Annotated in this window: 11 protein-coding genes; 6 read left to right on the top strand and 5 right to left on the bottom strand. The window is 63.3% G+C overall.

Annotated elements, in window-relative coordinates; all coding sequences use genetic code 11:
- Nucleotides 1-23: 23 nt before the first annotated feature.
- The 3 genes from IVB50_RS25020 to IVB50_RS25010 all read right to left on the bottom strand — a co-directional run bounded on the left by IVB50_RS25020 (nt 24) and on the right by IVB50_RS25010 (nt 4,978).
- Entirely contained in the window at nt 24-596 is a 573-nt protein-coding gene (locus tag IVB50_RS25020; RefSeq protein WP_247297572.1) for an invasion associated locus B family protein, read from the bottom strand.
- A gap of 66 nt (nt 597-662) precedes the next feature.
- Nucleotides 663-3,809 (bottom strand): efflux RND transporter permease subunit, encoded by a 3,147-nt coding sequence (locus IVB50_RS25015; RefSeq protein ID WP_247297571.1) that lies wholly within the window; start codon nt 3,807-3,809, stop codon nt 663-665.
- Nucleotides 3,806-4,978: an efflux RND transporter periplasmic adaptor subunit gene (locus tag IVB50_RS25010; protein ID WP_204510936.1), complete on the bottom strand. Its 1,173-nt coding sequence runs from the start codon at nt 4,976-4,978 to the stop codon at nt 3,806-3,808. Before IVB50_RS25010 ends, IVB50_RS25015 begins: the two co-directional genes overlap by 4 nt.
- A 375-nt stretch (nt 4,979-5,353) precedes the next feature.
- On the opposite strand from IVB50_RS25010, the gene IVB50_RS25005 reads away from it, so the two are divergent.
- The 6 genes from IVB50_RS25005 to IVB50_RS24980 all read left to right on the top strand — a co-directional run bounded on the left by IVB50_RS25005 (nt 5,354) and on the right by IVB50_RS24980 (nt 11,108).
- Nucleotides 5,354-5,593 (top strand): hypothetical protein, encoded by a 240-nt coding sequence (locus tag IVB50_RS25005; RefSeq protein ID WP_085352792.1) that lies wholly within the window; start codon nt 5,354-5,356, stop codon nt 5,591-5,593.
- Nucleotides 5,594-5,821: 228 nt separating this feature from the next.
- Nucleotides 5,822-8,215 carry a TonB-dependent receptor gene (locus IVB50_RS25000; RefSeq protein ID WP_247297564.1) on the top strand — a complete coding sequence of 798 codons (2,394 nt, stop codon included), beginning with the start codon at nt 5,822-5,824 and terminating at the stop codon, nt 8,213-8,215.
- Between the two features lie 2 nt (nt 8,216-8,217).
- Complete coding sequence (locus IVB50_RS24995; RefSeq protein ID WP_085352794.1) at nt 8,218-8,907, top strand: Fe2+-dependent dioxygenase; 690 nt, start codon at nt 8,218-8,220, stop codon at nt 8,905-8,907.
- Nucleotides 8,904-9,824, top strand: a complete 921-nt coding sequence (gene exbB / locus IVB50_RS24990; RefSeq protein WP_085352795.1) for a tonB-system energizer ExbB — start codon at nt 8,904-8,906, stop codon at nt 9,822-9,824. Before IVB50_RS24995 ends, exbB begins: the two co-directional genes overlap by 4 nt.
- A gap of 3 nt (nt 9,825-9,827) precedes the next feature.
- Nucleotides 9,828-10,283: a TonB system transport protein ExbD gene (gene exbD, locus IVB50_RS24985; protein WP_018459254.1), complete on the top strand. Its 456-nt coding sequence runs from the start codon at nt 9,828-9,830 to the stop codon at nt 10,281-10,283.
- Between the two features lie 9 nt (nt 10,284-10,292).
- Complete coding sequence (locus IVB50_RS24980) at nt 10,293-11,108, top strand: TonB family protein (protein ID WP_085352796.1); 816 nt, start codon at nt 10,293-10,295, stop codon at nt 11,106-11,108.
- On the opposite strand, the gene IVB50_RS24975 is transcribed toward IVB50_RS24980, so the two are convergent.
- Nucleotides 11,096-11,518, bottom strand: a complete 423-nt coding sequence (locus tag IVB50_RS24975; protein WP_085352797.1) for a hypothetical protein — start codon at nt 11,516-11,518, stop codon at nt 11,096-11,098. The two genes, IVB50_RS24980 and IVB50_RS24975, sit on opposite strands and share 13 nt — an antisense overlap.
- Before the next feature lie 62 nt (nt 11,519-11,580).
- Entirely contained in the window at nt 11,581-12,261 is a 681-nt protein-coding gene (locus IVB50_RS24970) for a site-2 protease family protein (RefSeq protein ID WP_026233763.1), read from the bottom strand.
- Nucleotides 12,262-12,390: the final 129 nt, after the last annotated feature.

Genomic DNA, 12,390 nt, shown 5'->3' with positions numbered 1-12,390 from the left:
GCAACAGTGACGGGGAGGCGTCGCTACTTGATCTTGTCGTAGGCCGCCGCGAAATCGCCGAGCGGCATCGGGATCGCGATCGTTTCCTTCGCCATGTTCTGGAAGGAGACCTTGAGCTGCTTGCCCGACCGCAAGGTCGCAAGCAGGTCCGGTGCGATTGGCGTGGAGGCGTAGCAGCCGCGGTTCTCGCAGGTCTGGATCTGGAGATCGACCGTCTTGCCCTCGTCAACCTGGAGCTTGGCGCCGATGGGAAGGTTGAGGCCAAGCGGCAATTGCAGCAGCGCCACCGGTGTGCGGGTGTCGGGCGCGATGCGGATGTTGATCAGAACGATGGTCTGGCCGGTCTTGGTCAGCACCGCGTTCTGCTCCATCGCGCATTCGAGCGGTGCGTCGCGGCTGACGCTGGTGCAGCGCACGACCCAGCCGGGCTGCTGCGCCGCAGCGCCGTCAGCCTGCGGCTGCGTCGGAGCCGGTGCGGGCTGTGCCGCCGGGGCAGACGGAGCTGCGTTCTTCTTGGCGCCTTGCTGGGCATGCGCGGCACCCGCCGACACCAGGAGAGCGGCTGCTAAGGCGACAAGTCTGGATTGCAAGGGCATGGCAAGACCGCGTTGACGTGAACCGAGGGCCTCGCTGTAACGTCGTGAGGCGCGCGGTGCAAGCTGCTACTCGGCAGCTTCCTTAACGGTGCCGTGCTCGACCGTCTCGTCGCCTTCGCCGTCACCCTTGCGGCCCCAGCCCGAGAACCAGTTGTTGAGCTCGTCGAGATAGAGATAGACGACCGGGGTGGTGAACAGCGTCAGCGCCTGGCTGACGATCAGACCGCCGACCATGGCGTAGCCGAGCGGCTGGCGAATCTCGGCGCCGGTGCCGTGGCCGAGCATCAGGGGCACGCCGCCGAGCAGGGCAGCCATCGTCGTCATCATGATCGGACGGAAGCGCAACAGCGCTGCCTGCCGGATCGATTCCGCCGGCGTCTTGTGCTCGTCGCGCTCCGCGGCGATGGCGAAGTCCACCATCATGATGCCGTTCTTCTTCACGATGCCGATCAGCAGAATGACTCCGATCAAAGCAATGAGGCTGAACTCGAAGCCCGCCGCCATCAGGATCGCGAGCGCGCCGACGCCGGCCGAGGGCAGGGTCGACAGAATCGTGATCGGATGGATGTAGCTCTCGTAGAGGATGCCGAGGATCAGATAGACCACGACCAGCGCGGCGAGGATGAGGAGCGGCACGGTGCCGAGCGACTGCTGGAACGCCTGTGCCGTGCCCTGGAAGCTCGAATTGAGCGTCGGCGGCGCGCCGAGATCGGCCATCGCCTTCTGCACGGCCTCCGTGGCCTGGCCGAGCGCGACGCCCTGGGCGAGGTTGAAGCTGATCGTGATCGCCGGGAACTGGCCCTGGTGGCTGATTGAGAGCGGCCGAACCGGGTCGGTGCTCCAGGTCGCAAACGTTGACAGTGGCACCTGGTCGCCGGTCAGCGGAGATTTCAGGTAGAGCTTGTTCAGGCTCTCGAGGCTGCCCTGCATCTCCGGCAGGATCTCAAGGATCACCTTGTAGGTGTTGAGCTGGGTGAAATACTGCGTGACCTGACGCTGTCCGAACGCGTCGTACAACGTATCGTCGATCAGCTGCGGCTGAATTCCGTAACGCGCTGCAGTATCGCGGTTGATCTTGAGCTGAACCGTGGTGCCCTGGGTCTGCTGGTCGGTCGCGACGTCGCGCAGTTGCGGCAAGGTCTGCATCTTGGCGAGGATCTTCGGCGCCCAGTCGTTGAGCTCGGCGAGATCTGCGTCCTGCAGGGTGAACTCGAACTGCGTACGGGTCGGCCGGCCGCCGAGCCGGACGTCCTGGGCCGCCTGCATGTAGAGGCGGGCGCCGGACACCTTTTCGAGCTTGGGACGCAGCCGGGCGATGATCTGCTGCGCGGAGGCATTGCGGACGCTGAGCGGCTTCAACGTAATGAACATGTTGCCGTTATTGCCGGCGCGGCCGCTGCCGCCGATGTTCATTGCGATCGTTGCGACGTCGGGATCGTCCATCACGATCTTGCCAAGTTCGACCTGGCGACGCTGCATCTCCGCGAACGAGATGTCCTGGGAGGCTTCCGAGGTCGCGGTGATCAGGCCGACGTCCTGTTGCGGGAAGAACCCTTTCGGGATCAGGACGAACAGATAGACCGACAGGGCAAGGGTCGCGAAGAAGATCGTGAGCGTCGTGCGGCGCCAGGCCAGGGCATGGTCGAGCACCCATTCGTAACCGCGCAACATCCGGTCGAATCCGCGCTCGCTCCATTGATAGAACTTGCCGTGGGTAACCTCGCCATGGGCGCGCAGGAAGCGCGAGGCCATCATCGGGGTCAGGGTCAGCGATACGAACATCGAGACGAAGATCGTCATCGCCAGCACGACTGCGAATTCACGGAACAGGCGTCCGATGATGCCGCCCATCAGCAGCAGCGGAATCAGCACCGCGACCAGCGAGATGCTGATCGACACGATGGTGAAGCCGATTTCCTTGGAGCCCTTGAAGGCGGCCGCCATGGGCGATTCGCCTTCCTCGATGTAGCGCGTGATGTTCTCGAGCATCACGATGGCGTCGTCGACGACGAATCCAACCGCGATGGTGAGGGCCATCAGCGACAGATTGTCTAGCGAATAGCCAACGACCCACATCAAGGCGCACGCGCCCAGCAGCGCCAGCGGCACCGTGATGGTGGGAATGACGGTCGCCCAGAAACTGCGCAGGAAAATGAAGATGACCATGACCACCAGGGCAATGGTCAGCAGCAGCGTGAACTGGACGTCCTCAACCGCGGCGCGGATCGTCGTGGTGCGGTCGCTGATGAGCTCGATCTTGATCGCGGGCGGGATCGCGGCGACGAGGCGAGGCAGGGTGGCCTTGATCCGGTCGACAGTCTCGATAACGTTGGCGCCCGGCTGCTTGAATATCACCAGGAAGACGCCGCGCTTGCCATTGGCCCAGGCCGCCTGCTTGGCGTCTTCGGCGCCGCTGACCGCCTGGCCAACATCGCGGATTCGCAAGGGACCACCATTGCGATAAGCGATGATGACGTCGTTCCAGTCCTTGGCCTGGGTGAGCTGGTCGTTGGCGTAGATCGTGTAGGCGCGCTTCGGACCGTCGATGTTACCCTTCGGGCTGTCGACCGTGGTGATCGCAATCTGGCTGCGCACGTCCTCCATCGACAGGCCCTTGGCGACGAGTTTCGCCGGGTCGATCTGGATGCGGATGGACGGTTTCTGCTGGCCGCCGATGAAGACCTGCGCGACCCCGGAGAGCTGGCTGATCTGCTGGGCGAGCTGGGCGTCGACCGCGTCGCTGACACTGGTCAGCGGCAATGTCTCGGAGGTCGCCGACAGCAGCAGGATCGGGGCGTCGGCCGGGTTGACCTTGCGATAGGTCGGCGGCGAGGGCAGGTTCTTCGGCAGCTGACCGCTCGCGGCGTTGATGGCGCCCTGCACGTCGTTGGCGGCGCCGTCGATGCTGCGGTTGAGGTCGAACTGGATGGTGATCGACGCGGTGCCCAGATAGCTCGTCGAGGTCATTTGGGCGATGCCCGGGATCTGGGCGAATTGCCGTTCGAGCGGCTGGGCCACCGACGAAGCCATGGTCTCTGGGCTGCCGCCCGGCAGATTGGCTGTGATCTGGATGGTCGGGAAGTCTACCTGCGGCAGTGGCGCGACCGGCAGCAGGGGATAGGCGACGAGACCGACGAAGAGAATGCCGGCCATCAGCAACGAGGTGCCGATGGGATAACGGATGAAAGGTGCCGAAATCCCGCCCGCGTTCATTCCTGTCGGACCTTGTTCTGGGCCGGATCCGTACTCGCCACGGCCGTGGAGACGAGGCTTCCGGGCTGGACCTTGAATTGGCCGCCGGTGATCACTTGCTGCCCGGGCGTCAGCCCTTCGTCGACGACCGAACGTCCGTCGATGCTGTAGCTGACCTTGATCTTGTGCACCTCGGCCTTGTTGTCCTGATTGACAGAATAGGCGTAGAGGCCGTTGGTGGAGTGCTGGACCGCGTCATCCGGGACAACGGTCGCATCCTTGAGGGTGCGCACCAGCAGGCGTGTCGACACCGATTGACCGGGCCAAAGCGCGTGGTCCTTGTTCTCGAACACCGCCTTGAGCCGGATCGTGCCGCTGCTGGTGTCGACCTGGTTGTTGATGACGGCAAGCTTGCCCTCGGCCAGCGTCTTCTTGCCGTCGGTCGTGAAGGCGATCACCCTGAGCGCGCCGGCCTTCTGGCCCTCGCTGATATAGGGCAGCTGATCCTCTGGCGCGGTGAAGATCACCGAGATCGGCTCGACCTGCGAGATCGTGACGATGCCGGTCTGCGTCGAGGCGTTGACGATGTTGCCGATGTCGACCTGGCGCAGGCCCGCGACGCCGGTGATCGGCGCCTTGACCTGGGTGTAGTCGAGCTGGGTCTGCGCGTTGGAGATCGCAGCATCATCGGCGGCGATCTGTGCGGTGAGCTGGGCGACCGTGGAGCGCTGGGTGTCGACCCGCTGGGCGGTGGCGAATTCGCCGAGCTTCATGGCGCGCTGGAGCTCGAGATTGGCGTTGGCCAGATTTGCCTCGTCCTGGGCCTTCTTGGCCTTGGCCTGGTCGAGCGTGGCTTGATAGGGACGGGGATCGATCGAGGCGAGAAGCTGGCCCTCCTTGACGATCTGGCCTTCGGTGAAGGCGATCTTGTCGATCTGGCCATCCACCCTGGTCCGGACTTGGACGGTGTTGAAGCCCGCAACCGTGCCCAGACCGGTCAGGTAAACCGGAAAGTCCACCTTCTGAACTGGCGAAACGCTCACGGGGACGGCGGACGGGCGCTGCGGCCCCTTTTGTGCGGTCTGGGTTTTTCCGGCGTCGGGCGAGCCGAATTTCTGCCAACCATAGTAACCTGCGGAGGCCACGGCCGCGATGATCAGAATCCAGAGGATCGGCCGGGACTTTTTCATATCGTCTCGTGTCGGCTCTTATGCCCTAAGCTACGAATTATGAGGCAATCATAGGGTTCCAGGAGGCTTGTATAATACACGCCAAGTTCCAGTGTAAACAGCACTATCGGTTGAGAATCCTAAACAATTGGAAAGCTTTGCACGGGTTAGGCAGCTCCGTGTCACTACGGTGTGCCGTGCTGCATTCCCCCCTCAGGAACGATCAGCGTGCAAAGTTTGTGCAATGCTCGAAAGCGGTGTGCTCTGGACTGAGCGGCGCCGCGCCTAGGCCGCAAGGCGACGGCTGGCAGGAACGGTTCTAATCGTGCGGAGCTCGTTTCGGTTGTCAGGGAAATCGGCATCGGTCATATCGACGCGCCACAACGGGAGCGCAGCATGGACGAACTGAACGGCAAGCTGATCGCGTGTCAGATCCTGATCACGGGACTGATCGCACGCGTCGCCAACGAGCAGCGTGATCCCTTGCGCTTTCTCACCGAGTTCCGCGACGAGATCAGAGCCGTCGTCAACGGCGTCAACATCGCAGGCATGGACAACAGCGACCGCGTGCGCGCGGTGGCGCGGAAGACCGTCGATGAATTGTTCTCGTTGATGAAGCCGCCAAGCAGCGATTGACCATGCGCCCGCGACCGCCGATTTAGCAGCATTTTCACGCGCTCTTTAGAACGACTCCAATCTCGATTTAGAACGATTTCAAACGGCAGTTTAGAATCGCTTTGATCTGGACTTATTCAAGCGTTCTCGCGGCTTACTCGCATTGACCCGCAATTTTGCGGCCGATACCAACACTCCAATCGCTCATCGAAGTGAATGGGCGAACTGGAATATGGGGCGTGTTTGGTAATGGGGCAGGTGGTCGCACCGAAGTCGTTGCGTTCGGTCGCAGCATTCGATGAAAAGTTCACGAGCGTTTCCGGCAAGAAGGTCTCCGCTGTCGCGGGCCTGATCGCAGCAGCATCGGTGTCGAGCGGCGCGGAGGCGCAGCAGTCGAACCTGCCGCCGGTGACGGTCGATGCGCCGGTCGCGCGTCCGCGCCCGGTGGCTTCGAAGCCGACGGCGGATCAGGTCCGCGCGCGCAATGCGCTTCGCCGCGCCGCGCAGCGGCAGCAGGCGGCGCAGCAGACCGCTCCCACCACGCCGTCCGGCGAGGTTGACCGCAATCCGTATTCGGATCCGGCGGCGCCATACAAGGTCGACCACGTCCAGGCCTCCGGCAAGTTTCCCGAGCCGATGCTGAACACGCCGAAGACCATCACCGTGCTCAGCAAGGAAGTTCTCGAGGACAAGAACGCCACGACGCTGAAGGAGATCGGGCGGTCGACCGCCGGCGTGACGCTGGGTTCGGGGGAGGGGGGCAACGCGTTCGGCGACCGCTTCTTCATCCGCGGCTTCGATGCGCGCAACGACGTCTTCATCGACGGTATCCGCGATCCCGCGGTCTCAATCCGCGAAAACTTCTTCACCGAGCAGATCGAGATCCTGCGGGGCCCCGCCTCGTCCTACGCCGGCCGCGGCACCGCTGGCGGTGCCATCAACATCGTCACCAAGCAGGCGGGCGACGTCAATTTCAAGCGGATGGATACCGAGTTCGGCACCGACAGAACCAAGCGCGTCACGCTCGACGTCAACCAGGTCGTCGATCCGACCTTCTCCGTGCGCGTGGGCGGCCTGTTCCAGGACGCCAACGTCGCCGGCCGCAACTATATCACCGACGATCGCTGGGGTTCTTTCATCTCGACCAAGTACACCCCGACCAACGACATCAAGATCACGACGAACTATGTCCACACCGATCTCAGCGGCTACCCGGATTTCGGCGTGCCCTTCTACAGGCAGGGCAATGTCCCCGTGACGTCGGCGGGCATTCCGCGCGGAAACTGGTACGGCTTTCTCAACCGCGACTTCCAGACGGCGCGGCAGGATTTCGGCACCGGCACGATCGAGTACAAGGTCAACGATGCCATCACGCTGACCAGCAAGGTGCGCGGCGAGCACTCGCTGCTGAATTATATCGGCACGCTGCCGCAGAACCCGATCACGACCAGCCCCAATCCGCTGCTCTGGACCACGACGGCCAGTGCGCAGAGCCGCTACCAGAACGTGGATGTATGGGCCAACCAGAACGAGGCCACATTCAAGCTCAACACCGGCGGGGTCAAGCACACCGCAGTGTTCGGCGTCGAATATGCCAACGAAAACATCTCGATCGACCGTTACACCGGCCTCTCGTCCGAACTGTTCGGCGGCGGCTCGACCAGCAACGGAGCGGTCACGGGGGTCAATCTCTACTCGCCGCAGTACACCTACATTCCCTTCAGCAACACGCCGTCGCTGGTTGGAAATCCGACGCGCTACGGTGTCAACACCAGCAGCGTCTACGTCATGGACACCGCGAACTGGCAGGACACCATCATTGTGAACGGCGGCGTGCGCTACGACGGCTACAGCCAGAGTTCGTCGACCAACCCGGCCTATTTGAAGCAGAATGCCGATCTCGTGAATTACAACGTCGGCGCGGTCTACAAGCCGATGTCGATCGGCAGCCTGTATGCAGCCTATGCGACCTCGGCCAATCCGTTCGGGTCGGAACTTGATGCGACCGCGACCGATTACGGTGGTGTTCCGCCCAACACGGCCGTTTTGCTCGGACCCGAGCGTAACAAGGCGATCGAACTCGGCACCAAATGGGAGCTCGCCGACCGTCACCTGTTGGTAACCGGTGCGCTGTTCCAGACGACCAAGGACAACGCGCGCGAGACCGTCAACAATCTGCTGACCTCGGGCGCTGCCTACAGGATCCAAGGCATCGACATCGAGGCCGAGGGCAAGCTCACCGACCGCTGGAGCATTTTTGGCGGTCTGGTGCTGATGCAGTCGAAGGTCACGCAGAGCGGCGTTGCCTCCAACATCGGTCTGCAGCTCGCCAACATTGCCCACCAGTCGTTCAGCATGCTGACCAAGTACAAGTTCGACGGCGGCTGGGAACTCGGCGGCCAGGCGGTGTACCGCTCGAAGGTCTATGGCGGCACGTTCGCGGCCAACACCAACGAGTTGCCGAGCTACTGGCGTTTCGACGCATTCCTCGAGAAGAAGATCGACCAGAACTGGACCATGAAGTTCTACGCCCAGAACCTGACGAACAAGCTCTATTACGACTCGTTCTATCGCAGTGCCGTGCCCTTCGTGGCGGTCGCGCCAGGGCGGGCATTCTACCTCGTGACGACAGCGAAGTTCTGATCATGCTGACGTGCCTTCCTGGCGTTCTGAGCAAGGATGATGTGGCGGATTTCCGCCGCATCATGGACGTCAGCGAATGGGAGGACGGGCGCTCCACCGCCGGCTCGCAGTCGGCGATGGTCAAGCGCAACGAGCAATTGGCGCCGGACAGCGAGGTCGCGCGCAAGCTCGGCAACCGCATCATTTCGGCGCTGACGTCGAACCCGCGCTTTATCGCGGCCGCGATCCCCCTCCAGATATTCCCGCCGCTGTTCAACCGCTATGCGGCCAGCAGCGGCCACCATTTCGGCCTGCACGTCGACAATGCGATCCGCGGCGACCGCCTGACCGGCCTTCGCATCCGCACAGACCTCTCGGTCACGCTGTTCCTGGCCGAGCCGGAGGAGTACGACGGTGGCGAACTTGTGATCGAGGACAGCTACGGCTCGCACGAAGTCAAGTTGCAAGCCGGGGACTGCGTGCTCTATCCCTCGACCAGCCTCCATCTCGTGACGCCGGTGACCAGGGGAACGCGGGTTGCGTCTTTCTTCTGGCTTCAGAGCATGATACGGGACGATCAAGCCCGGAGCATGATCTTTGACCTCGACACCGCGATACAGGCGCTGGTGGAACGGCTCGGGCGTGACGATCCCGAAACGGTCAAATTGACGGGTATCTATCACAACCTCATTCGCTACTGGGCCGAAGTATGAAGATCATGTCCTTCCAAGCAAGCCTTGCCGCAGCTCTGGTGCTGGCGGCCGCCTGGCTTGCATCCCCCGTTTCTGCCCAGACACAGGCCGCCCCCGCGGCACCCGTCCAGTCGACGGCTCAGCCGTCCGCGGTCAGTCCAGCCCCGGTTGTTGCTCCGCCTATGACGCCCCAAGCTGCCGCGCCCGCGGCTGCAAAGTCCGATACGGCAGCCGGCATCGCGCCCGCCATGAAGGAACTGTCGCCCTGGGTGATGTTCATGTCGGCGGACATCATCGTGAAGGCGGTGATGATCGGGCTCGCCTTTGCATCGCTGATGACCTGGACGGTGCTGATCGCCAAGTCGATCGAATTGTCGATCGCCGCGACCAAGCTTCGCTCGGCGCTGAAGAAGATCGCAGAGGCGCGCTCGCTCGCGGAAGCGCAGATGGCGCTCGGGGCCAAGGAGGGCATCCTGCCGTCCTTCCTGGCGGCGGCGCTGCGGGAGGCGCGGATGTCGGCCGGCCTCTCCAGCGACACCGGCATCAAGGAGCGGGCGGCTTCGAGCTTCTCCGAGATCATGCGTGCGGAGGCGCGGCGCATCCGCGTCGGCATGGGCGTGCTCGCGACCATCGGCTCGACCTCGCCCTTCGTCGGCCTGTTCGGCACGGTGTGGGGCATCATGAACAGCTTCATCGGCATCTCGAAGTCGCAAACCACGAACCTCGCCGTCGTCGCGCCCGGCATCGCCGAGGCGCTGCTCGCCACCGCGATCGGCCTGGTCGCCGCCATTCCCGCGGTCATCATCTACAACTACTTCTCGCGCGTGACGAAGAGCTATCTCGAACTCGTCAGCCGTGCCTCGGGCGCTGCGGGGCGGTTACTCTCGCGCGATCTCGACCGCAGCCACGGCAGCGTGCATTCGCGCGCGGCGGAGTGACCCATGGGCGTCTCGCTCGCAGACAATGATGACGATGACGATTTCGGCGAAACGCATGAAATCAACGTCACGCCGTTCATCGACGTCATCCTGGTGCTGCTGATCATCTTCATGGTGGCAGCGCCGCTGTCGACCGTCGACCTGCCGATCGATCTGCCGACGTCGAGCGCGACACCGCAGAAGAAGCCGGACAAGCCGACCTATCTCAGCATCAAGCCCGATTTGACGCTTGCCATCGGAGAGAACCCGGTCCACCGCGCCGAGTTGATCGGCACCCTCGACGGGCTGTCCGACATGAGCAAGGACAAGTACGTGTTCCTGCGCGCCGATCGCTCGGTGCCGTATGGCGAGTTGATGGGCGTCATGGAGCTGTTGCGCTCAGGCGGCTATTCGCGGGTGAAGCTGGTTGCGCTGGAAGGCGCTCCGGGGGCGCCCGCGGCAGGCGCCGCTCAGCCTTAGAGGCCCGCTATGTCGGACGAGTCCAGACCAGCCCGGACGCTTTGGATTTTGGCAGCGATGGCGGCGCTCGCGCTCCATCTGGGCGGGGCCGCGCTCGCGTTGGCGCACCTGCGGGCCGATGACGCCGATGACGGCCTCGGCGCGGCCGGCGCGGAGTTCGCTGTCGAGATGGCCTCGCCGAAGGCGCCTGACACCGACCTTCCGCCGGGACCGGATAGTGAAGCGATGCAGGAGCAGCAGGCGCTTCCCGAGCAAAAGGCCGAGACCAAGGAAACCGAGCTTCCAAAGGATCAGTCGCAACAGGTCGACGATCCCGATCGGGTCGTCACCGAGAACATTTCGAAGAAGCCGCAGGACGAGGATCCGAAGATTGCGGCGGTCGAAACGCCCGCTGCGGAGGCCTCGCCGAAGTCCGTTGCGACGGCGCGGCAGACGCTCGACGAGGACGCGCGCGAGGCCGAGAAGGCACTGGCGCCCGTGCTGGGCATCGGCAAGGACATTCTAAAGCTCACGGCAGACTGGAATCGCAAGATTAGCGCGCACCTTACGGCCCACAAGGTCAATCCGGAAGGCAAGGAGCCCAACAATCAGAAAGTCAAGGTCAGCTTCGCGATCAACCGACGGGGCAACGTGCTTTCAGTCGACGTTGTCGAGTCGTCCGGGGATGCAGCTTACGATGCGGCCGCGATCTCGATTGTCCGCAAATCCGATCCCATCCCGCAGCCGCCTGCCAGCCTGACCGACGACCGGTTCGAGCGCACCGTCGACATCATCTTCACGCCGCCGGACGCAAGGAAAAAGAAGAAGACGGCTCAGCGCCAGTAGAGCCTGATCCCGACATAGACCACGACCAGGCAGGCGAAGATCAGGGCCACCGGGAGCGGCCGCTTCTGGGTTGCGCCCGCGGTCGCTGCCCGGAAGAAACTGGCCTTCTTCGGCTTCGGTTCGGGGCGGCGGAAAGCGGTAACATTGTCCGCCGCCGGTTCAGCCGCCCGGGGGCGGACGTCAGGTGGAGTTCCCGCGCCGCCCATCTCGGCATAGTAGGCCTTGTAGATGGCGCCGATGGTGGCCTCGGTAGCCTCACCCTCGTTCATCTGCGCCCGCAGGTTCTTGTAGCTCAGGAGGAACTCCTGCGCCTCCGGAGGCAGCGCGGACGACCCGTTGAGCTTGGCCATCATCTTCCAGGTGGCAAAATCGGCGCGAGCGCGGGTATCAGCGCGTCGCGCGATCAGCATATCGGCAGCTTTGACCAAGTCGGCCTCGAGCCCTTCGGCTTGTGTTCGGGTGTGCTGTTCAACTACGTATTGCCGGTCAGAATGAGAACAGCCTGAATCACATAACCGGTCAACGTTCGCAGTATTGCTGAAATAACATCAAGATTTAGACCGAACTGCGAGCCTGCCAGCGGTAGCAGGATCAGCAAGCCGATCAGAATCAGCATCCCGAACGGCTCGAGCCGCGCCAGCGGGAGGGCGAGCGGCCGGGGCAGCAGCCCTACCGCGACGCGCCCGCCGTCGAGCGGCGGGATCGGCATCATGTTGAACACCGCCAGCACCGCGTTGATCAGCAGTGCGTTCTTGAGATTGTCAAAGATCCATTGCGCCGAGTTCGCTGGGGCCCAGGGCAGGGCGTGCAGGGCAAGAGCTGCGGACAGCGCCAGCAGGATGTTGGTGGCGGGCCCGGCCAGCGCCACCCAGACCATGCCGAGTCTGGGGTCGTTGAGCTTGCGGAAATTCACCGGCACAGGCTTGGCATAGCCGAACAGGAATGGCGAATGCGCGAACAGCAGCATCGCCGGCAATATCAGCGTGCCGAACGGGTCGATGTGGCGGAGCGGGTTGAAGCTGACACGGCCGAGCTGCCATGCGGTATCATCACCGAGACGATGTGCGACGAAGGCGTGGGCAGCCTCGTGGAAGGTGATGGCGAGCACCAGCGGCAGCACCCACACCGAGAGGTCATACAAGGAAATGTTCACGGCTCGTCCGTCCCGGTTTGCCTGCGGTCTTGCAGCCGACCCAGCCAACCGGTGGTGCAGCAACGCGTCACCCCAACATAGGGTGGGCGGTCCCGAAATGCCACGCCGCAAATGATCGGCGAGACCAGC

The sequence above is a fragment of the Bradyrhizobium sp. 87 genome, from assembly GCF_023073015.1.
GTDB classification, from domain to species: domain Bacteria; phylum Pseudomonadota; class Alphaproteobacteria; order Rhizobiales; family Xanthobacteraceae; genus Bradyrhizobium; species Bradyrhizobium canariense_D.
Note: the sequence above shows the minus strand (reverse complement) of the source record. Positions and strands in the feature narration are given on the sequence as shown.